The organism is Paenibacillus apiarius (genome assembly GCF_017052585.1).
GTDB classification, from domain to species: Bacteria; Bacillota; Bacilli; order Paenibacillales; family Paenibacillaceae; genus Paenibacillus_B; species Paenibacillus_B apiarius.
In genome coordinates this window covers 1,036,831-1,062,311 of sequence record NZ_JAFFHZ010000001.1, presented here as the reverse complement: position 1 = coordinate 1,062,311, position 25,481 = coordinate 1,036,831, and the positions used below count along the sequence as shown (strand labels likewise).

The window sequence follows — 25,481 nt, the reverse complement described above, 5'->3', positions numbered from 1 at the left end:
ATACGAAAGACTGGGCGAAGTGTTTCACAAAATCCGTACGTTAGCGCCCAACGTTCGGCGCCGAGGCGGAAGAGGCGGCTATTGACGTCATCGTTACCGGTTGTAATATATGGCGAAACAGGATCATCGCAGCGGTATAGCAAAGCATCGTCAGGATAACTATGGCGGGAAAACCCGCTACCCGGGCATAGAGCAGGCCGGCCAATGAAGAACCGATCATCGTTCCGCCATACATCGTGCTGTTCGCCAGCGCGGCAATCGTTCCCCGTGCGGAAGGCTGCTGTAACTGCAGCGTATTCATCAGAAGCGGGAACAGAATGCCTCCCATCCATGCGATCATCATATAAGCGAAGCCCACGACAGCGATATGACCACCCCACATGACGAGCAAATACATGCTTATCATGCCGAGTAGAGCTGCCGTTACGGTAACGCGAGTGCCCAACCAGCGCTCAACTGACGCTGTCATCAAGCTTCCGGCCAAATTGCCGGCACCGAAGACGAGGATGAACAGTCCTGTCTGTTGCAAGGATAACGCGAAATCATCGGCCAGCCAATTCCCCAAGAAAGAGAAGGTGGCGAACGTGCCAAGCTGATACAAGAAATAACCGAGAAATGCCGTAATAGAACGTCGCTCATTCAGCACGGAACGATATTGTTGCGCCAAGGCGGCGACGGATATCCCGCTCCGTTGACGCGGTGGAATCGATGGCAGCTTAACAGCCAGAAGAAGTGTAATGACAAGCGCGCCTCCGGCTAGCGCAAAGAACGGAAAGCGCCAGCTGCTTGCCGCCAGCACACTGCCGAGAGGGACGCCCATGCATTGGGAGACGGCAAGCCCTGCAGTGGCGCAGCTCATTGCTTTGACGACGCGGTGAGCGGGCATTAGCTGCGGAATGGAGGCCCATACTTGGGGGGAGGCGATTGCCGCGCTTATTCCCGCGAGAGCGCGCAAAGCTAGCAATGTGGAAAAATCCGCTGCCAGGCCGCAGCCTGCCGTAAAGGCGGAAAACCCGATCATGCCGGCAACAAGGCACGATTTGCGATTGAATCCGTCAGATAACGGACCTGCGATTAGAGCGAAGCCCGCATAGCCGAGAGCATAAGCCGATACAAGCCATCCCGACTGCTCTGCTGAAATATGGAATACCTGTCTTAAGGCTGGCAGCAAAGGGGAGACGATGAACGTATCCGTTCCGATAACAAACATCGTGAAAAAAAACAATGTCATTATTATTCGAGCATGTGGTTGTGCGTCCGTTGATTTTTGTTGCATGTTGTGTGTCCTCCTGTGGAGTGTCTGTATGAGTTGGGATTGAAAAGGCGCGCACCTAAATTCAATAGTTCGAGTGTATTCGAACTATTGAATGATGTCAACGATTGCAGTACAATGTTACTATGAGAACTTTATATCATCCGGAAACGGAACAGCTTGAATTGCAGCACATTTTTTATGCTTTGAGCGAACCTATTCGTTTTTCGATAGTGCTGCAGCTCATGGATGCATCGGAATTGTCATGCGGCGGCTTTGAATTGGCGCTGCCAAAGTCAACCCTGTCCCATCACTTTAAAGTGCTGCGGGAGTCAGGAGTCATTCGCACACGACTGGAGGGGACTCAGCGGTTTATCTCATTGCGGACGTTGGATTTGGAATCACGGTTTCCGGGATTGCTGAAGGTGATTCGGGAGAGTGCCCCAAGTAGCGGGGCCAAAGAAGAATAAGGAGATTGCTCGCAAGCTGACCGCCTTATAAAGGCGGTCTTTGCGCTGAGGATGATGCTGCTGCTTGCCGGAGCGGAGCTATGGGAAGGCGTCGGAATGCCCATACGGCTAATCCAACATAACACAGCATGCTGATTACACTATTGTCCCCGCTAATATAGTAGGCGGAAACAGATATCGGTGTCGTAATCACAGCCATAACCATCCAGGCCAAATTATGCGCCGTATGCAGAATGGAGGCGGGCCATACGCTTGCAGTACGCAGACGCACATAACCGATAAATGGCCCGAGGCACAGGGTGCTGACGACGATACAAACACAGGCGAGCACGGGATTCTGTTCCGCATGATAGTTGCCTGCGATGAAAATCATCGGCACATGCCATACTCCGTGAATAAACCCGCTAATGAGCAGGGCCCGGCGTTCTCCGCAGGCAGATGCAAGCAGCGGGAGCCAATATCCCCGCCAGCCCAATTCTTCGCCCAAGGAACTGGTCAATACGTTCATAAGGAACGTAATCACAATTACGATTGGAAACGAACTCCATGGATATCCTTGGAAGTCACGCGGCACGTGAAACGTCAGCAAAGAGGCTGCCCAAGCCATTACATAACTGAGCACAATGATGGCCACGGGTATAATTAGACTTGCCGCCCACATGCGCAGTCCGAGACGGTGCAAGCCAAGTGTTGCCCATCCTGCGCGCTTCCAGCCGTCACGTGTCACGATGAACATCATTAGCATAGCGGCGATGGCAGGCGTCAACATATAGGCAAAGGAACTGATGTTCGGAATGAAGCTGAATCCGAGTCCCAGGACGAGCACAAGTGCCATATAGGTGTAAGCTTTTGACCGATCTGATAAGTTATAAAACATGATGCATTCCTCCATGTTATTCTTTCTTTTTCCTTATTAGCACGTGTCCAAAGGGTGACTTTTTGAACAACCTCTATTAGCATATTAAAATGAACATTGGACACCTAGTGAGGAACATCGGAAATTGCAATCATATGAATGTCATATTTTACGAATGAAAGAGGAATAGTCATGAAAGAACGGCAATGGCATTGGATTGATTGGGCTTTACTGGGCCTTTATGTGTTGTGGATAGTCTCCGGCATCCTGTATATGCTTTTCACTCCCGGCTTTGTAACGCTTCCGGATTGGCAAGCCTACAGTTTGTTCATTCTGTCGGGCGGTATTCCCTTATTGTTTTGGAGACCGGGATACATACATCCGCGCCTATTTATTGCCTCGGAAATAATTTGTGCGGGCGGAATCAATGTGTTCATGCATTTCTCGATGCCGATGTATCTGGACAATATGGTTGTTCCTTCGCTGTTAGCCGGATTTCTTTCATCCAAAAGAATGGTTTGGTGGTCGGCTCCTATCTTTACATCGTTTCCGTTACTCGGAATTTGGAGCGGGAAGATTGCCTGGTTTACTGTGCCGGATCAGATGATAAACCATCTTATTTTGTTTGGTATCGGATATGGCTTTAATGTCTTCCTGTATAACCAACAGCGATTGCAGCAGCTGCTGCGTGAGAACGAACGGCAATTCCTCACGATTCAACAATATGCGGAGCAAGTGGAAAGACTCACGGTGCAGGAGGAGCGATCCCGTGTCGCGGGAGAGCTGCATGATGCTCTGGGTCATTCGCAGGCATCGCTCATTATGGGGCTGGAGACGGTACATTCTTTGCTGGATACTGAACCGGAACAAGCGAAGCAGCGCTTGCACAGTGTGCTGCAGCATGCCAGAAGCAGCTTTGCTGCGGTGCGTCATCATATACATGGCATAGCCTTAGCAGAGCATTCGGAGATAGATATGAGCGAGCATGTGCAGAACATGCTGAACAGGATGAGCGAGCAGACAGGAATCAAGAGTCGTCTCATAGTGAGCGGGGAACCCCGGTTCATCCCATTTGTTCATCGTGTGACGTTGGAGCGATGCGTGCAAGAAGCGATTACGAATGCTGTGCGCCATGGTCAAGCGGAACAAATCGAGGTGGAAATGGCGTATACGGCCAGTAAAATAAGTGTGACGATTAAGGATGATGGGGTCGGGAGCGACGGCCTCACATTTGGCTATGGGCTGACGTCGATGCAAGAGCGTCTGCAAGCATACGGAGGATCGCTGGACATCGCGTCGCAGCCTGATGGAGGCACACGGGTGAGTTGCTGTCTTCCCGCTGTGCAGCCTGAATCTGAACCGCCAATACGATTGTTCATTGCAGATGACGAGCAGCTAACACGAGAAAGTTTACATTTTTTGTTAGAAAAAGAACAAGGGCTAATTGTTTCAGGAACGGCTGCCAACGGTCGTGAAGCCATTGAACGCATAGCCGGGGCGGAAGAGGAACCGCATGTTGTTCTGATGGACATTCGTATGCCTGTAATGGACGGAATTGCTGCCGCACGGGAAATAAAGGATCGCTGGCCGCATATCAAGCTGATGATGCTGACCGCGATCGATGAGATGGAGCATGCGGTGCAGGCTATCGAAGCCGGAGCGGAAGGCTACTTGCTCAAGTCCATTCATCCGCAGGAGCTGTTTGCGATGATTCGCCTTGTATCCCGTGGCAGCACGTTTGTGCCGCAGTCGTTGGCGCTGGCCATGACTGAACAGATAAAGCAGGGGCGGCCTGAAGGAGCAGGGATGGCCGCAGCGGAAGAGGTACCTGCCGAAGATCCGTTTGGGCTGACGGAACGGGAACGTGAGGTGCTGCATTATTTGGCGAAAGGAATGAAGTATCGTGAAATCGCGGCAAAGCTGTATTTGTCGGAGGGAACGGTGCGCAATCACGTGTCGAGCCTGTATGCGAAGCTAGGCGTCCATGATCGCTTATCCGCCGCGAATGCGGCCCGCAGGGCCAAGCTCGTGCGAGATTAATAAACACAAAACCCAATCCTTGTACCATCGAAGCGCACCGGGACTAATCCTAATCCAGTGGATAATTCAATTGCAATGAAGAAGACCGCCTGCTGGCTTCAGGCGGTTAAATAGGTAATAAAATCAAAGCCGAACACGGTGCCGACGGTTAAAACTAGCGACCAGACGGCTAAGCTTACGGTCATCCATGCAATGACCCATTTGCGTGGAGAGCCGAACGAAAGCGCGAGGATAGTGGCAATATCGGTGCCAATGATAATTGGAGCGAGCAGCGACAATCCGGGGACGCCGTAGCGATCCCATATTTTTTGGGCCTTCGCCCATTTCGGAGACGGCTCTATCGACTTTCCCCGTTTTTGTCTCCACTCCTGCCACTTTTTAAATAGCAGCCCGATCAGGAGTATCGGGATTAAATTGCCGAGAAACCCGGCCAATGCAACGGGAATGGGCGACAAGCCCATTAATATGCCTAATGGAATGACGACAAACACTTCCAACCATGGTAAAGCGGCGAACAAAAATAATACTCCGTATTTCCATTCATCGGGTACAGAATATAGAAAATCCAAGTCCATTTCCATACGCCCCCTTATTATGTTTTAATTCCAATTTCAGCTTAGGGATATCTCCTGGCCATGCGTACCATTTCATACAATACACGGTTCTATAATTCGGGGAAACCTTTTTTTCGGAATATGCCGCAATCTGTCGGTGCCTGCAAACGAGAACCGGAAAAATGAGCGGTTCGTCAGCGCTGGGGAGAAAATTGGCAGGGCGCGCGGATGAAAAATAAAAATCCGGCTCACGAACATCGAGAGCCGGATAAGCAATGGAATTCGTTAAGGCGCGACGGAACGGAGCACTGTGCAGTCGCCTTCAAGTGTATATGCGCCAAGATTAGCAGGAAGCAGGAAGCATTCGCCCGCTTTGAACGGCAAATTTTGCTCTTCCCATTTGAGTGTGCCCGTGCCTTCGCATACGACGAGGATAACGAAGCTTTCCGGTGTCGTGGACAAGGTCCATGGCTGCTTTACGATTCCTTTTTCTACGCGGAAATAAGGAGATTCAGCAAGCTTCAGCCATTCGTTAGGCGCAGCAGAGTCCGTCTTCATGCGCGAAGCTCCCGCCCCCTCGTAAGCGATGACATTCAGGGAGTCTTCAATATGCAGCTCGCGCGGCTTGCCGTCCAAGCCTGGGCGGTTATAATCATACAGGCGGTAGGTGGTGTCGGAATTTTGCTGAATTTCGGCGACTACAACGCCTGCGCACAACGCATGCACCGTGCCGGCTGGAATGTAGAAGGAATCGCCCGCTTGCACGGGAACTTCCTGCAGCGCTTCCATGATGCGGCCTTCTTCAATGGCTTTCGCCAGCGCTTCGCGATCGATGTCTTCTTTCAAGCCGTAAATGATTTTGGCGTCTGGCTTCGCATCAAGCACATACCACATTTCCGTCTTGCCCAGCTCGCCTTGCGGCAGGCCAGCATATTCATCTGTCGGATGCACTTGAACGGACAAGTCGTCATTGCAATCCAACAGCTTGATGAGCAGCGGAAAGCGTCCGTTTTTCTCAGAGAAGCCCTTCGTGCCGAACCACTCTTTGCCGTGTTGCTCGCGAACTTGGTCCAAGCCCAATCCTGCAAGCTCGCCGTTCACGACCTTCGTCGTGCCGTTTGGATGATCGCCAATCATCCAGCCTTCACCGATATGGCCTTCCGGCAGCTCCAGTCCGAACCGCGTCAACGCGCGTCCGCCCCAGACACGTTCTTTGAATTCAGGTTGAAATTTCAGTGGGTATGGTGTTGTCATGCTCTCTCACTCCCGTGTTGTCTAGTTTCTCGTAGTTTGGAAAAATTCAAGCCACTCGCCGTCCGGACCTTTAAAGAAGAAATAGCGGCTGCCGTTCGGCAAGGTGACGAGTTCCTGATCAATAAGCTCGACATGGCCGAGCGCCTTCACGCGCTTCAACTCGGCTTCCGCGTCGTCGACGCGGAAGGCCAGATGATGCACCCTGCCTTCCTCAGGAAGACGGTCGCTGTAGCCTTCAACCAATTCCAGTTCGCTCTCATCCGCACCGGGAAAGGCAAGGAATGCGAGCCGGATAACGCCGTTCGTATGTACTAGCGTATCCTTCAGCTTCATGCCGATAACATCCTCGTAGAAGCGGATGGATGGCTCCAATTGACGGACCATAATTCCAGTATGCTCGATTTTGCGCACTGCCATATCCTTCAACTCCTATCGTTGGTTCGGCAAGCCGGCTCTGGTGGAACGTTTCTCCACGCCGATGACATAAGGCGCTTCGGGCCGCTGCAGCATGCGGTACACGACCGCCTGCCCGAGCGCCGAGGGCAGGGCCTCCGCCCAAGCGCGGACGGCGTCCGCTTCGCGGTCGCCGCCTTCGTGGCCCGGGTACAGCACGACGCTGAGCACACCGCCCGGACGCAGGAGCGTCAAGGCGGCGTCGAGCGCCGCGAGCGTCGTGGACGGCGCCGTCATGATGCGCTTATCCGCTTCAACCGTCGGCAGATAGCCGAGGTTGAACATGACAGCCGCCGTCGCGCCGTGCCACGAAGGAGGCAGCGCGCCGCGCATCTCGGCATGGCTTGCCAGATGCAGGCTTGCCCTCGCGCTGCCGTCCGCCCCCAAGGCGGAGCGGAGACGCTGCCGCGTCAGCTCCAGCGCCTCCGCTTGTATGTCAAAGGCCGCGACTTCGCCGCGCGGCCCGACGAGCCGGGCCAGGAACAAGGTATCCACGCCCGTTCCCATCGTCGCGTCAATGACGCGGTCGCCCGGCTGCACGCGCTCCTTCACGATCTGCTGCCCATAGCTCAGTACGGAAAGAAAGCCCATGCTATGGCTCCCTCCAATACTTGCCCTGCCACGTATCGCGCCGTCTGAGCTCGGCGTCAATCGCGTTCAGCACTTCCCACTTCTTCAAGCTCCACATCGGACCGACAATCAAGTCGCGCGGCGCGTCGCCGGTGACGCGGTGCACGATCATTTCCGGGGGAAGAATTTCAAGGGAATCGACGATCAACTTCACATATTCGTCCATCTCCAAGAAGCGAAGCAGTCCTGCTTCATATTGCTTGACCATCGGCGTCTTGCGCATCAGATGGAGCAGATGGAGCTTGATGCCCTGCACGTCCATGCGTGCGACCGCCTTCGCAGTCTCTATCATCATCTCATGCGACTCCTGCGGCAGTCCGTATATGATATGAGTGCAGATGCGAATGTTGTGCTTGCGCAGCTTCTGTACCGCCTGCAAGTAGCAGTCCGTGTCGTGCGCTCTGTTGATCAGCCGGGACGTCGATTCGTGAATCGTCTGCAGCCCCATTTCGACCCAAAGATACGTGCGCTCATTCAGCTCTGCCAAATATTCGACGACATCATCCGGCAAGCAGTCGGGACGTGTCGCGATGGATAAGCCGACGACACCGGGCTGCTCCAATATAACCTCGAAATATTCGCGCAGCGTGTCCACCGGCGCATACGTATTCGTATACGCTTGAAAATAGCCGATATATTTGGCATTGGGCCACTTCTCGTGCTGCTTGTCGCGAATCGTATTGAACTGGGTAACCAAGTCGTCGCGGCGCCGCCCCGCGAAATCGCCGGACCCCCGCGCGCTGCAGAAGGTGCAGCCTCCGATGGCGATGCGTCCATCCCGGTTCGGACAGGTGAAGCCGGCATCGAGCATGACCTTGAATACTTTCTCCCCGAATTGTCTCCGCATCTCGGTATTCCATGTATGGAACCGCTTATCTCCCCATTGCCCGGGGATACGCGGTAGTTCGTTCATTAGTTCATTCAATGGCACACAAGCCCTTCCAATCTAAGGTTATGCTTCAGCTTGCTCCGGCTCCGATTGCAAAGAAGGAGAGGAGTGCGCTGTGGTTTTATTGTAGCAGATCTGGCCGCAAAAGCGAAGATGCGGACGCTCGCAGGTCGGTGCGGCAACGGATATGAAACGCCAGGAAGCCGGCAATGGCGGATTAGCCCTGTACGATGATTACAGCTTCCAGAAGACGGCTATAGGCTGTCTGGAATTGGTCAAGATTAAGATTCACCTGTTCGAAACGAGACATGTATGAAGACAAAATATCGTCAGCCAGCGGCCTCCGTTCCCATAAATCCGCTTGAACAACCTCACATTTCATGTTATATTCGAATCAGTGGATAAAGCGCTTTCACAACGCGTTGAAGCAACCCATTTCGCTAATCGGCAAGCCACTCACGTGTTGCCATCAATTAATGAGGTGATGGAAGATGAACTCTGCTATTCATATTCCGCAAGGAGAAGAGAAGATTACGATTGAGTTGACGGTGAAGGAAGCAATGGCGTTGGCGGGGCAGAAATTCCATGCCGATTCCTCGGTCAAGTCTAAGGCGATGCGCAAGCTGAACGCGGTCATTCTGCGCAAATACGGCATGGAACGGCAGTAACGAAGCTAGATGCATGATATTGATGACAGAATGCCGCGGCAACGCAGGCATTCTTTTTTTGATTACGCGGCTGCTGAGCCGGAGTCTGTTATGGTAGTCTTTACTTTTTACCCGTTCTCATTCAAAATAGGGGATTGGATCATATTCATTGGAGGAAAGCACATGCGTTTACGTGGCAAAAGAGGGGTTAAGGAACTGCTGGAGCAACAATCCCAGCTCGCCGTGCTGGAGCCGGAAACATATAAGGGCAAATGGAACGAATTGTTCGGAAATGACCGGCCGATTTATGTGGAGCTTGGCATGGGGAAAGGGCAGTTCATCAGCCAGATGAGCTTGAACTACCCGGAAGTGAACTTTATCGGTGTCGATATGTATGATGAATTAATTGCGCGCGCTTGCGAGAAGGCGTGCTCGTTATGGGAAGAGCAGGGCGTGGAGCCCCGCTCGAATTTGAAGCTGGTGCGTGCGAATATCGAATTTTTGGAAAAGATGTTCGCTGAAGATGAAATTGAGCGCGTCTATTTGAACTTCAGCGATCCTTGGCCAAAAAATCGCCATGCCCGCCGCCGCCTCACGCATGCGCGCTTTATTGAGAAATATAAGCGCGCCCTGAACGAGAAGGGTGAAATTCACTTGAAGACGGACTCTGAGACGCTCTTTGAATTCTCGCTCAATTCCTTTGCGCAGATGGGCTTGCAAATGCGCGACATCAGCCTGAATTTGCACCGTGATGGCATTAACGAATCGCATGTCATGACAGAGTATGAGCAAAAATTCGTTAATAAAGGCATGAACATTCATCGGGTCGAGGTGCTTATCGGCACCCAGGCTCTTCATAATTACCGCGCTTCCCTGTCGTAAGCCAAGCTGCGGGTTTCGTAATACAAGAAGAACACGCGAAGGCTTCGTATCAACTTACGACGCAGCTCTCGCGTGTTCTTTGTCATATTCAGATTGTTCTTGTCGTTCCGTTATTCTTCAAAGAAGGAGAAGGCGGGATTCTCTTGCTCCGGCTCTTGCTGCAGCATGCGCAGAATCGTCTCTGCGCATGCTTTGGGATGATAGCGCGCCACATTCTGTTCGTGCTCACGGCGCCGGGCTGCTACTTCATCATATTGATGGGCGAGCATATTCATCCACTTCGTCACCGAATGTGACGATTCGATAGGCTCACCGTAGCCTTTTTCCGTAAAATAATGGCAGTTCTCTTCCTCTTGTCCCGGAAGCGGCTGATAGAACAGCATCGGAATGCCCTTCGCCAGCGCTTCGGTGCAAGTCATGCCTCCGGGCTTCGTAACGAGCAGATCGGAGATGTCCATCAGTTGGTCGACTTCCTGCGTATAGCCGATTACATGGATGTTCTCGTGCTGGAAACGCGGATTTTGCAGCAGACGGCGGTGCAGCTTCTCATTGTTGCCGATGCAGAAGATGAACTGCACGTCTTTGCGCCACCTAGTCAAAATCTCGGTCGTCTGGCTCGGATCCATGACCCCCCAGCCGCCGCCCATGACCATGACGGTCGGCATGTCCTTCAACCCGAACCGTTCCCGGATGTTTGCCTTCGTATTGCGGTCATGCGTCTCCCAGAATTTTGGATGAACCGGAATTCCGGTTACTTGGATGCAACTGCTGTCCACGCCGTGCGCCTCCAGCTTCGCCTTGACTTCCGGGGTGGAGACGAAATAACGGTTCACGGCCGGGCTGACCCAAGCCGCATGCGCATCATAGTCCGTTATAAGCGTGCACAGCGGGACATCCAGCCCCAGTCGGCGCAGACGCGAAATGACTGCGCTTGGAATCGGATGCGTGCATACAATCATATCCGGCTTCAATTGGCGCATCACCGACATTGCATGCGTGTAAAATACCCGATGCAGAGCCATTGTTGTCAGACGGTTTAACGATTTGTGATATTGCGTTTTATACATGAATCCGACCAGCTTCGGCTGAACGATTACCGTCTTGCGGTAAGCTTCTATGATAAGAGGAGCCGTTTTCGGATTTAAGAAGCTGCCCAATTCCATCACGCGCGTCTGCACGTGCTGCGGCGACAGCTTTCTCAGGCTGACGGCCAGAGCATGGGCAGCCTGGGTGTGACCTGCCCCGAATCGTTCCGACAACAACAATATGCGCTTTTTGCCTTCCATGTCGGAACCGGGTGTGAACGGACCCGCCGGAAGCGTCAATGTCACAGCTTGTTGCATGGTAGTCACCCTTTTACTTTTTTATCAATAAAAAACGATATCCATCAATACGCAAATAACTTCCTTACGGTGTCAACTTGTTCTTTAAGTCCACAGCGTGACGGTGCTGATGGCGGCCCCTGTCCCAATCAAGGCCCCAGCCAAGCAGTCCGAAGGATAATGGAGTCCAAGATACATGCGGGACAACGCCACGATGGCCGCAACCGGAAGCAATGCCCAAGCCAATGTAGGGTTTGCGATAATAAGCGGTATGATGACAGAAAATATGGCGGTTGTATGTCCCGACGGGAACGAATGGTCCACAAGCGGCTTGCGGAAGGTCCGAATATCCGGCAGAGCCAGGTGGGGCCGCACGCGCGGATACCATTTTTTAATCAAAGCGACCGGTATATGACTCACGGCCAGAGCGACCAAGCACTGCCAGCCGACTCGGGCCCATGGAGCGGGCGCAAACAGAGCGAGCAGAACGGTAAACGCAATGGTGAAGGTAGCCCCGCCGAGATGAGTCATCGTATACAGAAAAATATTCATGGTGCGATGGTGCAGCCGTCGATTTATCCAAAAGAACAATTGACGTTCACGATGCCCAAGCCACGCGATAACACGGGTCATAGCTGTTCCCTCCGTTATGCGGTAAATTATGTTTAATTGTAACAACGTAACATTAACAGAAGATAATGAGTTTGTGAATTTTATCTGAAGCCCTGCTAAGTCACCGGGCATCTTCATCATATTTTTAAATGCGGCTGATTTCAATTATATATTCTTATTTTATCCTAAGTAATATATGGCTCAAAATCGAGAAAGCAGATTGTATGATGCGGATTGCGTTATTTACCGACATGTACGGGCCTGAAAGGGACGGAGCGGCATGAACGCTCCGGCGATTGGCCGATTGCTCCGATTCTTTCGCTTTGTCTGCCGAACGCTGGTTGGCCCTTCGCACTCCGTAACAAATCCTCAAGCAACGATCCAGTTTAGGCCGACTCTTGTCCATGCCGCCACTTCGTTCTCACTAGGAGTTCTACCGAGTCCCATCTTTGGAAATGCTGTTATGGAGGCAGGCATATGCCGCTCGCTGCAACAAATAAGCTGGGAACTTCTTCATATACTATGGACCCGCGGAGTTGATTCGGATAGCTGCAAGCCGCTTCATCCCGTGCAGCGGGAGCCGGTTCGACATCAATTATATGCGGAATCGGCTCGATAAGTGCTTCTTTATATGAGGACGATCATCCCCGAAAATAGTTTGGATTGCTGCAGCAGGAATTTGGCCGATTCATTCAACGACTGCGTTTGTTCTGGATTATCCATTCATTCGACGACAAAAGGGGGAGGCGGCCCGTCAGATTTCCGTACACAAATTGTGGAACCTTACACTTTCGCCGTCGGATAAAAACGTGCCTCCATGTTTGAATCGGGACATAATTGGGTAACAGGTGGTAGATATATGCAAACCATTCCATTTCTTAAAGAAATTTAAGGTTAGAACTTGCAACCTTTAGCGGAAGTGCTCCGTTTTAACAGTATAGGGTAACCTAGACTCTATCGGGATGAACCTGCATCATTTATACGTCATGATTCAACATGAACATCGACTTTTGACGAAAAGGGGGTCCAAAGCCATAATTTTTTAGCATTTGGATGAAAATAAAACAAACCCAGCGGGAAAGCCCGATCGAGCGCGACTTCGCAATCGAACTCAAGCGATAATGTAGCAATTGGCGATTGAAAGCCAATAAAAGGTTTTGACAAACCAAGGCAAACAGTAGAAAATCGTGATCGACCGTCTCCAGCGGGGTAAACAAATATAGAGAGATGAGCATGTTCACATATATAAATGCATGCTCGCTGCAACAAAGCAATAAATCAGGGGTTATTAAAAGGGGGACACCAAATATGGTGGATAATTTATTTATCGGCCTGCAGGTGCTATTGGCCGCGATTGGGGTGTACCAGTTTACCTTGTCGCTGTTCGGCATCTACCGCAAGAAAGAACGCAAGGTATACGACCCGCAGAAATCGTTCGCGGTTGTTGTTGCCGCACATAACGAAGAAGCGGTCATTGGAGCGTTAGTCGAAAATTTGAAGACGTTGGATTACCCGAGAGAGTTGTACGACGTTTTCGTTATTTGTGATAATTGTTCCGACAGCACGGCTGACATCGTGAGGGAACACGGCGTTTACGCTTGCGAACGCCATAATCCGCATCAACGCGGGAAAGGCTATGCGATTGAATGGATGCTGAAGCAGCTATGGGATATGCCGCGCCAATACGATGCGATTGTTATGCTGGACGCGGACAACTTGGTCAGCACGGATTTCCTGCGGGAAATGAACAACGACCTTTGTTCAGGGGCACGCGTCATTCAAGGATATATCGACACGAAGAATCCGGAGGATTCCTGGATTACAGCCGCATACGGCGTGACCTATTGGTATTGCAACCGCCTGTGGCAGCTGTCCCGCAAAAATCTGAATATGGCCAATTTCTTGGGCGGCACAGGTATGTGCTTTGAAAGCAAGCTGCTGAAAGAAATGGGCTGGGGTGCGACGAGCTTGGTAGAAGACTTGGAATTTACCGCCCGTTGCGTCATGAACGGAGTGAATCCGGTGCTTAATTACAACGCGCGCGTGTTCGATGAGAAGCCTTTGACCTTCAAAGCTTCAGCCCGTCAGCGGCTGCGTTGGATGCAAGGCCACTTTACGGTGGCGCGCCGTTACTTCTTCCCGCTCTTATGGCGGAGCATCAAGGAACGCAATATGGCGAAGTTCGATATGGCGCTGTACACGATTACGGTGTATACCGTATTGGTGACGTTCCTGATGACAGCGTTTATGTGGGTCGATGCGGCTTTCTTCAATGGGCCGAACGTTGCAACGTTCTTCCAGTACTTGCCATCGTGGGTGCCTGTCGTATCGCTTGTGCTATCATGCGCGGCCTTTGTTCTAGCGCTTGTTTTGGAAGGCGTGAAGTCTTGGCGGATTTACGCTTCGCTCATCACCTTCCCGGTATATCTGCTCTCTTGGTGGCCAATTACGTTCTACGCGTTCTTTACACAGAACAACAAGGTGTGGAGCCACACGGAACATACGCGCGTCGTACGTCTCGAAGAGATGCAGGGCAAGCAGGTGTAAAGAGCGGTTTGGGATATCGCGGCACATTGAATTCTTTGCTTGACATTGTTTCGGTGCCATGATATATTACTTGAGTATGTGAATTGCATATTTGATTTTGAAAAAGAAGAAGCGCCCGCTTCTCACCTGACCGACGTAGGTTGGCTGGTTCCTGGACTTGCACTGCACGTCAGTGTTTCACATGAATGTTTAATGTCTATGTGAGGGATGTGGGCTCTTTATAGAGCTTGCATCCCTCTTTTGCTCAACATAAGCAGATTGGGAATTCGAATATGGAGGTGGCACACCATTAGCAAGGATCATTTGATTAACGAGGAAATTCGTGCGAAGGAAGTTCGTTTAGTCGGTGCAGAAGGCGAGCAGATCGGAATCAAACCATTCCGCGAAGCGCTGCAAATGGCGTATGACGCGAACTTGGACTTGGTTAACGTGGCTCCGCAGGCGAAACCGCCTGTATGTCGTATTATGGACTACGGTAAGTTCCGTTACGAGATGCAGAAGAAAGAGAAGGAAGCACGCAAGAACCAGAAAACGGTGGACATCAAGGAAGTATGGTTCCGTGCGAATATCGACGAGCATGATTTTCAGACGAAGCTGCGCAACGTCTTGAAGTTTTTGCGCGAAGGCGATAAAGTAAAATGCTCCGTTCGTTTCCGTGGACGTGAGATCGCGCATGCTGCCATCGGTAAGAAGGTATTGGATCGTGTTCTGGAGGAAGCGAAAGAGCTTTGTAATGTAGAGCGCGCGGCGAAGTTGGAAGGCCGCAGCATGATTATGATTCTGGCGCCGAACAACAATAACTAAGCGTTGCCCGCCGCGCAGGGTATAGGCGGCGGATGGAATTACCGAACTTGAGGAGGAAATGATTATGCCTAAAATGAAAACGCACAGCAGCTTGAAAGGCCGCTTCAAAATTACAGGTACAGGTAAGGTTCGCCGTTACAAAGCGTACCGCAACCACTTGCTTTCCCACAAATCGCAACGTACGAAGCGCGTTCTTGCAACAAGCCCGGTTATGGCGGCTGGCGACGTTCGTCGTCTGAAGCAGCAATTGGCTAACTTAAAATAAGCAATTTTACGGATACATGAATTGATTGGGAGGTTAACAAGAAATGGCACGAGTAAAAGGCGGATTTACGACACGTCGTCGTCATAAGAAAGTATTGAAATTGGCAAAAGGGTACTTCGGTTCCAAACACCGTATTTTTAGAACAGCAAATGAGCAAGTGATGAAATCCTTGCTTTATGCATATCGCGATCGCCGCAACAAGAAGCGTGACTTCCGCAGACTGTGGATCGTTCGTATCAATGCAGCAGCTCGCATGAACGGCATGTCCTACAGCAAAATGATGCACGGCTTGAAATTGGCTGGTGTAGACATCAACCGCAAGATGCTGGCTGAATTGGCAGTGAACGACATCAACGCGTTCAACTCCTTGGCAGCAGTAGCAAAACAAAAAGTTAACGCGTAAGCGATGACGGTATATAAAGCAGCGCATTCGAAGCTTTCGAATGCGCTGCTTTTTTTGATCCGCATAAGTGTATTGGATTGGATGGGTTCCTCCACGGTGTTGAAGCTGGTGTATGCTATTTGACAGGTTGCCGGGGGGAGTAAACATATGACAATGTCTTGCTCCATCTCCCTTAAGCTCAGAAGAATAAATAGTAGCCATTTTAAAGAGTCGTCAAAGCAAAGATGGGTAGGAAGCTGAAGCTACGATAAAGTTAATAGCGGACCCAACTTTTGGCGATAAGCCCTCTAACCGCCAAACTAACTGAAAACCTAATAAACTTACTGAGTTGACTAACTGAACAAGCTGCGTTGACTTACTAAACTAACTGCACTTACCGGACTTACTGTCCTAATTTAACTGAATGAACTGACGGAAGGGGAGAGTGAAGCAATACGAAAATGGATCTATGCTCTCATGTGAGAGGCACATGGAGTGACCTTATAAATAACCGGAGGCAGCGCCTCCGGCCAGCTTGCAGATCACTTCACTTCATGTTCCTTAGCCTGAACATCATTAACAGGAGTATGCCCTATAAACGATGGCTCTTATGCGCCGTTCATTCCCAATATTTGCGCGTCGTCAGCTTGTCCGCCAGATTCTTGCTTGCAACGCGTCGTAATTTGCGCAGCCGGGATCGTTCGGGAGCGGATTGGTGCAGCAGCTTCTCTTCATCTGTATCCGGTATGACCTGCGGCACGTTGGCAGGTGAGCCGTCTTCCTTGCGGGCCACGAAGGTGAGGAAGGAGGTTGCGGCAACGGTGCGCTCTCCAGTATATAAATTCTCGGATATGATCTTGACGAACACTTCGATGCTCGTCTTGCCCGTCCAAGTGACGAACGATTCCAGGCAGACCGAATCGGTCGGACGGATGGGACGCAGGAAGTCGACTGAGTCCGTAGACGCCGTGACAACGTTGCAGCGGCAGTGGCGCATGGCGGATATGGATGCCGTCTCATCGATGAGGCTCATCAATTTGCCGCCGAACAATGTCTCGTGATTGTTGACATCGTTCGGGAAGACCCGTCCGGTCTTGAACACGCGTGATTCCCGGCAATGCTTCGTTTCGGGTTGCGTGGATGGTGATTGGCTTACGGTCATTTGTTTATTACGTCCTTTCATGAAGTCATACACCTATTATAAATGCTGGTTCACGACGAACAATCAGGAAATATGTTACAGCCACCAACCGGAGCGGGCTCAGTTCTATGTACTCTCATCCATTCGCATATCTTGGTTATTCGTAATCCATTAAAACATTTGTAAGAAGTATATTTTTACAGTCGAATGATAATAATTATCAATGACGATGGCAAGCAAGGGCGACGGGGAAGGTCGCCCTGCGCCTTGCACGAGCTACAGCTTTGGTTCGAACGTTTTGCAATCGGTATCTCCGGAATCATGTGCCTGCTTGCCACGGTTGTTCACAACATAGATCGAGGTTGCGGCGCATTTGTTGCCGGCAGCCCAATACTTGCAGGAGTTCACTTCGCATAATACGTCTTTTGCCATGGTTGTTCACCTCCTTATAGTTATAAATTAGCCATAAAGGCCGTAATATTATACCCCGCCCCCGAAGGTATCCTATTTTTAGCATGAAATAGTACATGAAACGTACTATGAAATCTATCAACCAATCAGGTGAATGTTGGCTTTCCCATTCTCTCTTTTTTTCGATACAATAGAAGAACGCGACTTTACGAAAGAGAGAGTGAAAGCATGATAGATTTGTCAAAAGCGGAAATTCACCGGATGATCGTCCATCGGGTAGGCAGTCCATCCCAAGATGAAGGCGTCCGAATATCACAAACCTTATACGACGTTCCGAACGAGGATGTGCGGGATACGTTGTTGAAATATTTTTTGTCGAGCTTTAAATTCGATGCAACCTATCGCTTCCAACATGAGTCCGAGCTCTCGTTAAACGAGGTGTACACCTATGCAGGACGCATTTTTCAGAAGGCGGATGCGTTCCATGAGCAATCGGTTCATATCTTGAATCACCTATATGCGGTGTCCGGCCATCCGCAGATTAAGCCGGGGGAGCTGTACGTTGTTCACTTGAACAACATTTTATATAACAACTTCAGCATCGATGCGCTAGGCATCTTCAAGTCGGAGAACAAGGACGTGTTCCTGCAGGTGGACGAACCTCAGGAAGAACGTCTCGGCGTGCGGGTGGAGGAAGGCGTCAATGTGCGCAAGTTGGACAAGGGCTGTCTTATTCTGAACGTGCAGGCGGAGGCAGGTTATTCGGTTGGCGTCGTAGATACTTCCTCCGGGAAGCAGGGCGAGGCGGCACTGTTTTGGCTAGAGGATTTCCTGAACGTGAAGCTGTTGGAGGATGAGCATTATTTGACGGACAAGGTTATCGAAATGTGCACGCAATTTTACGATGACGTCATCGCCCCGGCAGCCGAGGAGCGCCCAGAAAAGAAAGAAAAGCTGCAGTTCATCAACAGCACGATCGATTACTTCGCGAAGCATGAGCAGTTCGAAGAAGAGGCGTTCACGGAAGAGGTGATAGCGCATCCGGATATCGCCCCCATTTTTAAAACGTACAAGGAAACTTACGAGGAAGCAAACGAACTCCCGCCGCTGGACGAAATTCCTATTTCTCAGGTGGCGCTCAAGCGGGCAAAGCGCACGTTCAAGAATAATATCCGCACCGATACGGGGGTGGAGCTAAAGCTGAAGAGCGAGAGCTTCCCGTACGTAGAGAAGGGCTATGACGAAAACCGGGGCATGCACTATTACAAAGTATTCTACAATGAAGAAGAATAAACGGCGGAGGCTGATGTCATGAACGATATCTTCCAGCTTGATCGTGTAAGCAAGCGCTATGGCACTTCTGTTGTTCTTGAAGATATCTCTTTCTCGCTGCAGGCGAGACACACGGTCGCCGTCAACGGTGCCAACGGCTCGGGAAAGAGCACGCTATTGCGCATTATTGCAGGCCTATCCCTTCCTTCCAGCGGCAAAATAAAGAGGGGAACTCATGGAAAGCTGAACATCGGATTCGCTCCCGAGCGGTTTCCGCGCTTGCGTTTGACTCCTCATGAATATTTATACTCCATGGGCATGATTCAAGGGATGGCCGAGAAAGAAGTGCGCGAGAGGATGTCGCAATTGCTGACGCTGTTCGGGTTGGAAGAAGCGTCGCATCGCCGAATCAGCACCTTCTCCAAAGGAATGATGCAGAAGGTGAACCTTATGCAGGCAGTGCTTCATCCACCAGACCTGTTAATATTGGATGAGCCGCTATCCGGGCTGGATGCCGCTTCGCAGACGGAGCTCGTTCAATTGCTGCAGCAATTGAAGCAGCAAGGTCTGGCCATCATTTTGACCTGTCATGAAAGGCGGTTGCTGGACGAGCTTGCCGATCGGGTAATGGTCCTGCAACGTGGAAAGATTGTGTCTGACACGCTCCTGGAGCGCCGTGAGGAGCGCTGCTTCGTCATCGAGTTCAGTCTGCCAGGAACGGAACAGGCGAATGAACTGCGCCATCTTGCCGGCGTGGTGAGTCTGATTAGCCACGGACATACGCATCGGTTAATTATCTATTCGGAGCATTCCGATGATGCGCTGCGCGCCATATTGAACAGAAATGGGACGATTACTGCGCTGCATGCTGCCGACAAGGAACAGGCGGCGCGTCATTCGTGCGCGGATCGGGAGAGGGGCCAAGCGTCATGTGCAAGCACTTAATCTTGTATTTAATCCGCGATTTTAGCAGATCGCATCGATATATTCCTTCGTTGCTTACCTTTGTGATATTTATAGGATTATTTTATACCTATGCCCCGAATCCGATTATGGGAAGCTATGCGGCCACGTCGGTGCTGCTGTTTCTGATTGCCTCGTGGCTTGCCTACGGCTTCTTTGCATCGCAGGAACAGGTGCAAGAGCAAATTACGATTTTGCGGTTGGGAAGCGCGAAGAAATACTATGCGGGAGTTCTATGCTCGGTTGTTCTGTTGGTTGTGTTGCTAGATTTATACTCCATACTATATCCGATTATTTTTAATAAATTTGACAAGCCTGCAACCTGGGAGCATGTTACAGTTGCTTTTGCGGCCCACTTCGGTCTGGCTTTATTGGGGACGTCGTTCGCCGCTTTATTCAATTCCAGATTGGAGGCGAAGATGGGTCATGCCATTGGCGGCATTTTGGCGCTGATTGCGATATCATTCTCCCAGGGCAAGCTGGGAGAACTCCTTCCTCCCGGCATACAATGGATGACATGGCTGCTTCCTCCGGCATTTCCGGCGATGGACATGCTGATGAATTACGAGAAGTATTCCGTGCTTGGCCGAATCGGCGTATTGTTGTTGCCGTTTCTTTATTCTGCCGGGCTGTTGGCTATTTGCTGGAAGCGCATGAAACGCCGAGATTTATGACGAGTGCATATCGTCTTCTTCTAATCTAGTTTTTGCTGACAGACTCTAGCACAGTTTTTGTTATGGGAAGGCCTTTATACAAGCAGCCTGTCAATCACTTACATACGTTGTACAGTAACCACCATGAAGGAGGGGTTGACATGCGGGGTGTTACCAAGGCTCAAGCGCAAAAGCTGGTAGGCAAGCGCATATACGCAGTTCATAAGAGCGGCAAAGTTGTGACGGGAAAGCTGGTGCGCATTTCTGGAAACAAGCTGGTGCTGGAACAACCGAAGGACAAAAAGGTCAAGACTAAAGCGATTATACCTTTGGTGTTATTTGATTTGTTGGCCATCGGCACGGCTCCATACTACGGCTATGGCTATGGAGGATATGGAGGCTATGGAGGATATGGAGGCTATGGGGGGTACTATGGATATCCATACGGCTATTATCGGTAACGAAATAGAACTTGCCGCAGAGGGCACGAGAGAAGAGAGGCAAGCCTGAGGTTGATTCCTCAGGCTTTTTTGTATGAAAAGAAAGTTTTTTCCATCTCATTGCAGACAACCGCGGCCACATATCGGATTAAGCGATAGCCATTGCGTTCATAGAATCGTTCGGCCTCCCGGTTTCCGTAATCGACAAGCATCCGGGACGATCTGCAGCGGTGTTTGCGCCCATATTGCTCGGCCCGATTCAGAAGCTGACGCCCATATCCTTGGCCTTGAGCTTGACGGGAGACAGCGAGCATATCGATAACGAGAGTCTGTTCCTGCACAAGCAGGTGAACGAAGCCAACCGTGCGATGGAGGCGGTTGGTTGCTACATAGGTAATGCCTTTTAACCGCCGAGGAAGTTCTTTGCGCACTTGTTCAGGGTCCCATGCTAAGTGCGAACGCGGAAGGAGCTCCGACTTAATGATTAACCAAATGGATTCGTCATCACTTTTGGGACGGCGAAGTCGAATCATGTTCATCCCCCTGAAAAGATTTGTTGCTGTTATCATATGGAGGGATTGGCAATCGGTGAGTCTGATATGGATGGAAGTGATCCGGTTTTTGTACGCCGGAACGGTTCGGGTTTTATACTAATGTCCTCTCTAGGTGGAAAATTAGCCGATTTGTCGTGGCACAAAAAAATTTGAAATTGACCTATTGACTCCTGATAGGTGTAGGAATATAATGTTTCTAAACATTTGAAAGAGATTTACACATAATACCAACGGCTATGAAGAGGACGAAGCGTTAAGGGCCCTTATGAACAGAGAGCGATCGGAAGTTTGCTGAAACCGGCGCCTTAATCCCTTAGATGCGAGCTCACCTCGGAGCTGTTTTCCTGAACAGATGGCTTTGATGAAACTGATGTTTTACAACAGCCATGTGAGTAGGGAGAATCGTCAGACGCGCGTTAGGCGTCAAGAGTATGCGTATTTGAATTGTATGTCACGTGACATGCGCGTACTCGCTGAGATTTCATATCGCGAGATGTGGAATGAACACGGGTGGTACCACGGAAGAACAACCTTTCGTCCCTTAAGCAGCGGGCAAGCTGCGGGGATGGAAGGTTTTTTTGTTATAAATATGCCTGGCCAGGCAAGACACCTTCATGATGAACCTAGAGCCCGAATTGGATACCAACAAGGATGCGTAAGGAGGATGGCTTATGAGCTCACATCGCACGACAATGCGGTCGACAGATGAATTAAGACAAAATTGGATGAAGCCTGAAGTAATTACAGGCTCAGAAATGTTGCTTCGCAGCTTGTTGTTGGAAGGTGTGGAGTGCGTGTTCGGCTATCCGGGCGGCGCGGTGCTCTACATCTACGACGCTATGCACGGCCGCGAGGATTTCAATCACGTCCTGACTCGACACGAGCAAGGGGCAATTCATGCGGCGGACGGTTACGCTCGCGCAAGCGGCAAAGTAGGTGTCTGCATCGCAACTTCGGGTCCCGGTGCAACGAACCTGGTTACAGGAATCGCAACGGCATATATGGACTCCGTTCCGCTGGTAGTCATTACAGGGAACGTTGCTACGAATTTTATCGGGACAGATGCGTTCCAGGAAGCGGACATTACCGGCATTACAATGCCTGTAACGAAGCACAGCTATTTGGTTCGAGATGTTGAAGATCTGCCTCGCGTCATTCATGAGGCGTTCCACATTGCCAATACTGGACGCAAAGGCCCTGTTCTTATCGATATTCCGAAGGATGTATCGGCAGCGAAGGCGCTGTTTACCCCGGTGACGGGCGTCAACATTCGCGGTTACAATCCGACGGTTCAACCGAACAAATACCAAGTGGATAAGATGCTGAAGGCAATTGAAGAGGCAAAGAACCCGGTCATCTTGGCTGGAGCTGGCGTTATTCACTCGGGAGCGCACGAAGAATTATACGATTTTGCAACGAAGGCGCAAATTCCGGTCACGACGACACTGCTCGGACTTGGCGGCTTTCCCAGCGGTCATGATTTATGGATGGGCATGCCGGGGATGCACGGAACCTTCACCGCGAACATGGCAATTCAGCAAGCGGATTTGCTTATCAATATCGGGGCGCGTTTCGATGACCGCGTGACGATGAAGCTAGACGGCTTTGCGCCAAAAGCAAAGATTGTGCACATTGATATCGACCCGGCGGAGATTGGGAAAAATGTTCCGACAGACATTCCAATCGTGGGCGATATTCGTTCAACGCTTCAGTTAGCTAATGCGACGGTCAAGCGCACGGATAAAGCGGATGCATGGCGCGCGCAGATTATGCAGTGGAAAGAAGAGAAGCCGCTCGCTTTCATTGATTCGGATAAAGAATTAAAGCCGCAATGGGTCATTCAAATGATCAATGATATGACTCACGGAGATGCAATCGTAACGACAGACGTCGGACAACATCAAATGTGGGCGGCACAATATTATCGCTTCAACCATCCGCGTTCTTGGATTACTTCGGGCGGACTTGGCACGATGGGCTTCGGATTCCCAGCTGCCATCGGGGCGCAGATGGCTTACCCGGATCGCACGGTCGTCTCTATCAATGGGGACGGCGGCATGCAAATGTGCGCGCAAGAGCTTGCAATTTGCGCCATCAATAACATTCCCGTAAAAGTGGCTATCATTAACAACCGTGTTCTCGGTATGGTGCGTCAGTGGCAAGAACTTATTTATGACACCCGCTACAGCCATATCGATTTGGCAGGCAGCCCCGATTTCGTGAAATTAGCTGAAGCTTACGGTGTTCGCGGATTTAGAGCGACGACAAAGGAAGAAGCGGAGCAAGCATGGCAGGAGGCGTTGAATACGCCCGGGCCGGCTGTGGTGGAATTTGTTGTCCGCAAGCATGAGAACGTGTATCCAATGGTTACGCAAGGCTGCACGATTGACCAAATGATACTGGGGGAAAGTGAATGATGAGTACGACGAAGCATACGATAGCCGTCATCGTTAACGATCAACCTGGCGTTTTGCAGCGCGTTTCCGGATTGTTCGGGCGCCGCGGATTCAATATCGAGAGCATCACCGTCGGCGCTTCGGAGGAAGAAGGACTTTCCCGAATGGTCATCGTCACGACCGGAGATGACCATCTGTTGGAGCAGATCGAGAAGCAGCTGTACAAAATTATCGATGTCATCAAAGTGGTGAATCTGAGCAAGCAGCCGATGGTTGCCCGCGAGCTGGCGCTCATTAAAGTGAAAGCTGAATCGCACGAACGTCCAGAAGTACTAGGCGTCGTCGAGACATTCCGCGCTTCGATTGTCGATATCGGCCCGAACACGCTTATGGTTCAGGTGGTCGGAGATTCAGAGAAGATTGAAGCGATGGTTGAACTTTTGAAGCCATATGGCATACGAGAAATTAGCCGTACAGGCGTAACGGCCTTAATTCGTGGTCAAGCCAACGGATAGTGAGGAACTGAGACACACTATAATATGAAGAAACAGGGTGGAGCCGGTTTGCTTGCAGCTGCCGTTACCGCCGTCGCATTGCCCCCGAATGAGGGGGTCTCTCAGGGGACAAGCGGTGAACGGCCATGATGAAGGGGATTGTCCCTTGAAATACCCGCTTCATTCGGGGTTAACAGATTATACTATGATAAGGAAGAAAGAGGAGGACTCATACGTATGGCAGTTACTATGTACTATGAAAAAGATGCAGATTTAAGTGTATTGCAGGGGAAAACAATCGCCGTTATCGGCTACGGAAGCCAAGGTCACGCTCAAGCTCAGAACTTGCGCGACAGCGGTCTTCAAGTTGTTATTGGGCTTCGTGAAGGCAAATCCGCGGATAAAGCACGCAACGATGGCTTTGAAGTTATGTCAGTTGCGGAAGCGACAAGCCGTGCAGACGTCGTTCAAATCTTGATGCCGGACGAAACGCAAGCTTCGGTATATAAAAACGAAATCGCACCGAACCTGAAAAAAGGCGCAGCGCTCATGTTCTCCCACGGATTCAACGTTCATTTCGGTCAAATCGTTGCTCCGAAGGACAACGACGTATTGCTCGTAGCTCCAAAATCACCTGGACATTTGGTGCGCCGTACGTATGTGGAAGGCTTCGGGGTTCCGGGTCTGATCGCTATCGAGCAAGACGCAACAGGCAATGCGCAAGCAATCGGTCTCGCTTATGCGAAAGGTATCGGCTGTACACGCGCAGGCGTTATTGAAACGTCCTTCAAAGAAGAGACGGAAACAGACCTGTTCGGTGAACAAGCGGTACTGTGCGGTGGCGTCAGCGCCCTGATCAAAGCCGGGTTCGAAACGCTGGTAGAAGCGGGATACGCTCCTGAAATGGCTTACTTCGAGTGCTTGCACGAAATGAAGCTCATCGTAGACCTGATCTATGAAGGAGGCCTTGCAACGATGCGCGATTCCATCAGCAATACAGCGGAATACGGTGACTATGTAACGGGTCCGCGCATCGTAACGGAAGAAACGAAGAAAGCGATGAAAGAAGTATTGTCTGATATTCAACAAGGCAAATTCGCACGCGACTTCATTTTGGAGAACCAAGCAAACGGTGCTTATATGACGGCAACTCGCCGCAATGAAGCGAACCATCCAATCGAAGTGGTAGGCGGTCAATTGCGCGAAATGATGCACTGGATTAAGAAGTAAGCATACTGTAATGTAAGGCGATAACGCACAGCGTCCGCCCGTCGACAGGCGGAGGACGCTGTTGATTT

The 25,481-nt window shown here is 50.8% G+C and carries 28 protein-coding genes; 16 read left to right on the top strand and 12 right to left on the bottom strand.

The features are described from left to right. Nucleotides 1-40: 40 nt before the first annotated feature. Nucleotides 41-1,276, bottom strand: a complete 1,236-nt coding sequence (locus JSQ80_RS04895; RefSeq protein WP_206094556.1) for an MFS transporter — start codon at nucleotides 1,274-1,276, stop codon at nucleotides 41-43. Nucleotides 1,277-1,398: 122 nt separating this feature from the next. Between JSQ80_RS04895 and JSQ80_RS04890 the strand changes: the two genes are divergently transcribed. Beyond that, entirely contained in the window at nucleotides 1,399-1,722 is a 324-nt protein-coding gene (locus tag JSQ80_RS04890) for an ArsR/SmtB family transcription factor (RefSeq protein WP_087433274.1), read from the top strand. A 25-nt stretch (nucleotides 1,723-1,747) separates the two neighbouring features. On the opposite strand, the gene JSQ80_RS04885 is transcribed toward JSQ80_RS04890, so the two are convergent. Beyond that, a complete protein-coding gene (locus JSQ80_RS04885; RefSeq protein ID WP_206094555.1) occupies nucleotides 1,748-2,599 on the bottom strand; it encodes a type II CAAX endopeptidase family protein in 852 nt (283 codons plus the stop codon). Between the two features lie 171 nt (nucleotides 2,600-2,770). Between JSQ80_RS04885 and JSQ80_RS04880 the strand changes: the two genes are divergently transcribed. After that, a complete protein-coding gene (locus JSQ80_RS04880) occupies nucleotides 2,771-4,618 on the top strand; it encodes a helix-turn-helix transcriptional regulator (RefSeq protein WP_206094554.1) in 1,848 nt (615 codons plus the stop codon). 98 nt (nucleotides 4,619-4,716) lie between these two features. On the opposite strand, the gene JSQ80_RS04875 is transcribed toward JSQ80_RS04880, so the two are convergent. The 5 genes from JSQ80_RS04875 to mnmL all read right to left on the bottom strand — a co-directional run bounded on the left by JSQ80_RS04875 (nucleotide 4,717) and on the right by mnmL (nucleotide 8,422). Further along, nucleotides 4,717-5,193 carry a small multi-drug export protein gene (locus JSQ80_RS04875; protein WP_206094553.1) on the bottom strand — a complete coding sequence of 159 codons (477 nt, stop codon included), beginning with the start codon at nucleotides 5,191-5,193 and terminating at the stop codon, nucleotides 4,717-4,719. Nucleotides 5,194-5,457: 264 nt separating this feature from the next. Continuing rightward, nucleotides 5,458-6,426: a type I phosphomannose isomerase catalytic subunit gene (locus JSQ80_RS04870; protein ID WP_206094552.1), complete on the bottom strand. Its 969-nt coding sequence runs from the start codon at nucleotides 6,424-6,426 to the stop codon at nucleotides 5,458-5,460. Between the two features lie 21 nt (nucleotides 6,427-6,447). Beyond that, nucleotides 6,448-6,843 carry a VOC family protein gene (locus JSQ80_RS04865; protein WP_019421613.1) on the bottom strand — a complete coding sequence of 132 codons (396 nt, stop codon included), beginning with the start codon at nucleotides 6,841-6,843 and terminating at the stop codon, nucleotides 6,448-6,450. Between the two features lie 12 nt (nucleotides 6,844-6,855). After that, entirely contained in the window at nucleotides 6,856-7,470 is a 615-nt protein-coding gene (gene mnmM / locus JSQ80_RS04860; RefSeq protein WP_206094551.1) for a tRNA 5-(aminomethyl)-2-thiouridylate-methyltransferase MnmM, read from the bottom strand. Nucleotide 7,471: 1 nt separating this feature from the next. Beyond that, the gene (mnmL, locus tag JSQ80_RS04855; RefSeq protein ID WP_206097471.1) at nucleotides 7,472-8,422 is read right to left on the bottom strand and encodes a tRNA modification radical SAM protein MnmL/YtqA; all 951 of its coding nucleotides are present in this window, start codon (nucleotides 8,420-8,422) and stop codon (nucleotides 7,472-7,474) included. A gap of 163 nt (nucleotides 8,423-8,585) precedes the next feature. Here mnmL and JSQ80_RS29420 point away from each other — a divergent pair, with 163 nt between their 5' ends. The 3 genes from JSQ80_RS29420 to trmB all read left to right on the top strand — a co-directional run bounded on the left by JSQ80_RS29420 (nucleotide 8,586) and on the right by trmB (nucleotide 9,927). After that, complete coding sequence (locus JSQ80_RS29420) at nucleotides 8,586-8,714, top strand: hypothetical protein (protein ID WP_272491071.1); 129 nt, start codon at nucleotides 8,586-8,588, stop codon at nucleotides 8,712-8,714. Between the two features lie 175 nt (nucleotides 8,715-8,889). Next, nucleotides 8,890-9,066: a hypothetical protein gene (locus tag JSQ80_RS04850; RefSeq protein ID WP_206094550.1), complete on the top strand. Its 177-nt coding sequence runs from the start codon at nucleotides 8,890-8,892 to the stop codon at nucleotides 9,064-9,066. Nucleotides 9,067-9,228: 162 nt separating this feature from the next. Next, nucleotides 9,229-9,927 carry a tRNA (guanosine(46)-N7)-methyltransferase TrmB gene (trmB, locus tag JSQ80_RS04845; RefSeq protein WP_206094549.1) on the top strand — a complete coding sequence of 233 codons (699 nt, stop codon included), beginning with the start codon at nucleotides 9,229-9,231 and terminating at the stop codon, nucleotides 9,925-9,927. Between the two features lie 110 nt (nucleotides 9,928-10,037). Here the strand turns inward: trmB and JSQ80_RS04840 are convergent, their stop codons facing one another. Both JSQ80_RS04840 and JSQ80_RS04835 read right to left on the bottom strand, forming a co-directional pair. Beyond that, entirely contained in the window at nucleotides 10,038-11,213 is a 1,176-nt protein-coding gene (locus JSQ80_RS04840) for an MGDG synthase family glycosyltransferase (RefSeq protein ID WP_087433478.1), read from the bottom strand. Between the two features lie 141 nt (nucleotides 11,214-11,354). Beyond that, complete coding sequence (locus JSQ80_RS04835; protein WP_087433308.1) at nucleotides 11,355-11,882, bottom strand: phosphatase PAP2 family protein; 528 nt, start codon at nucleotides 11,880-11,882, stop codon at nucleotides 11,355-11,357. A gap of 1,287 nt (nucleotides 11,883-13,169) precedes the next feature. Here JSQ80_RS04835 and JSQ80_RS04830 point away from each other — a divergent pair. The 4 genes from JSQ80_RS04830 to rplT all read left to right on the top strand — a co-directional run bounded on the left by JSQ80_RS04830 (nucleotide 13,170) and on the right by rplT (nucleotide 15,880). Then, a complete protein-coding gene (locus tag JSQ80_RS04830) occupies nucleotides 13,170-14,408 on the top strand; it encodes a glycosyltransferase family 2 protein (RefSeq protein WP_087433309.1) in 1,239 nt (412 codons plus the stop codon). Nucleotides 14,409-14,711: 303 nt separating this feature from the next. Then, the gene (gene infC, locus JSQ80_RS04825; RefSeq protein ID WP_140397873.1) at nucleotides 14,712-15,212 is read left to right on the top strand and encodes a translation initiation factor IF-3; all 501 of its coding nucleotides are present in this window, start codon (nucleotides 14,712-14,714) and stop codon (nucleotides 15,210-15,212) included. Nucleotides 15,213-15,276: 64 nt separating this feature from the next. Next, nucleotides 15,277-15,477 carry a 50S ribosomal protein L35 gene (gene rpmI / locus JSQ80_RS04820; RefSeq protein WP_206094548.1) on the top strand — a complete coding sequence of 67 codons (201 nt, stop codon included), beginning with the start codon at nucleotides 15,277-15,279 and terminating at the stop codon, nucleotides 15,475-15,477. 43 nt (nucleotides 15,478-15,520) lie between these two features. Next, on the top strand, nucleotides 15,521-15,880 hold the full coding sequence (gene rplT / locus JSQ80_RS04815; RefSeq protein WP_206094547.1) for a 50S ribosomal protein L20: 360 nt from the start codon (nucleotides 15,521-15,523) through the stop codon (nucleotides 15,878-15,880). A gap of 598 nt (nucleotides 15,881-16,478) precedes the next feature. On the opposite strand, the gene JSQ80_RS04810 is transcribed toward rplT, so the two are convergent. Next, nucleotides 16,479-17,042, bottom strand: a complete 564-nt coding sequence (locus tag JSQ80_RS04810; RefSeq protein WP_418888868.1) for an acyl-CoA thioesterase — start codon at nucleotides 17,040-17,042, stop codon at nucleotides 16,479-16,481. A gap of 234 nt (nucleotides 17,043-17,276) precedes the next feature. Continuing rightward, the gene (locus JSQ80_RS04805; RefSeq protein WP_087433312.1) at nucleotides 17,277-17,432 is read right to left on the bottom strand and encodes a DUF1540 domain-containing protein; all 156 of its coding nucleotides are present in this window, start codon (nucleotides 17,430-17,432) and stop codon (nucleotides 17,277-17,279) included. 207 nt (nucleotides 17,433-17,639) lie between these two features. Between JSQ80_RS04805 and JSQ80_RS04800 the strand changes: the two genes are divergently transcribed. The 4 genes from JSQ80_RS04800 (at nucleotide 17,640) to JSQ80_RS04785 (ending at nucleotide 20,760) form a co-directional block, all read left to right on the top strand. Continuing rightward, the gene (locus JSQ80_RS04800) at nucleotides 17,640-18,704 is read left to right on the top strand and encodes a nucleoid-associated protein (protein ID WP_206094546.1); all 1,065 of its coding nucleotides are present in this window, start codon (nucleotides 17,640-17,642) and stop codon (nucleotides 18,702-18,704) included. An 18-nt stretch (nucleotides 18,705-18,722) separates the two neighbouring features. Further along, complete coding sequence (locus JSQ80_RS04795) at nucleotides 18,723-19,628, top strand: ATP-binding cassette domain-containing protein (RefSeq protein ID WP_206094545.1); 906 nt, start codon at nucleotides 18,723-18,725, stop codon at nucleotides 19,626-19,628. Beyond that, nucleotides 19,613-20,320, top strand: a complete 708-nt coding sequence (locus JSQ80_RS04790; protein WP_206094544.1) for a hypothetical protein — start codon at nucleotides 19,613-19,615, stop codon at nucleotides 20,318-20,320. Before JSQ80_RS04795 ends, JSQ80_RS04790 begins: the two co-directional genes overlap by 16 nt. A gap of 140 nt (nucleotides 20,321-20,460) precedes the next feature. Continuing rightward, complete coding sequence (locus tag JSQ80_RS04785; RefSeq protein WP_206094543.1) at nucleotides 20,461-20,760, top strand: eL33 family ribosomal protein; 300 nt, start codon at nucleotides 20,461-20,463, stop codon at nucleotides 20,758-20,760. 59 nt (nucleotides 20,761-20,819) lie between these two features. On the opposite strand, the gene JSQ80_RS04780 is transcribed toward JSQ80_RS04785, so the two are convergent. Continuing rightward, nucleotides 20,820-21,272 carry a GNAT family N-acetyltransferase gene (locus tag JSQ80_RS04780; RefSeq protein ID WP_206094542.1) on the bottom strand — a complete coding sequence of 151 codons (453 nt, stop codon included), beginning with the start codon at nucleotides 21,270-21,272 and terminating at the stop codon, nucleotides 20,820-20,822. Nucleotides 21,273-21,964: 692 nt separating this feature from the next. Between JSQ80_RS04780 and ilvB the strand changes: the two genes are divergently transcribed. The 3 genes from ilvB to ilvC all read left to right on the top strand — a co-directional run bounded on the left by ilvB (nucleotide 21,965) and on the right by ilvC (nucleotide 25,413). After that, nucleotides 21,965-23,710 carry a biosynthetic-type acetolactate synthase large subunit gene (ilvB, locus tag JSQ80_RS04775; RefSeq protein ID WP_087433318.1) on the top strand — a complete coding sequence of 582 codons (1,746 nt, stop codon included), beginning with the start codon at nucleotides 21,965-21,967 and terminating at the stop codon, nucleotides 23,708-23,710. Continuing rightward, complete coding sequence (gene ilvN, locus JSQ80_RS04770; RefSeq protein WP_411829100.1) at nucleotides 23,710-24,204, top strand: acetolactate synthase small subunit; 495 nt, start codon at nucleotides 23,710-23,712, stop codon at nucleotides 24,202-24,204. Before ilvB ends, ilvN begins: the two co-directional genes overlap by 1 nt. 216 nt (nucleotides 24,205-24,420) lie before the next feature. Beyond that, nucleotides 24,421-25,413 (top strand): ketol-acid reductoisomerase, encoded by a 993-nt coding sequence (gene ilvC, locus JSQ80_RS04765; RefSeq protein ID WP_087433320.1) that lies wholly within the window; start codon nucleotides 24,421-24,423, stop codon nucleotides 25,411-25,413. Nucleotides 25,414-25,481 lie beyond the last annotated feature (68 nt).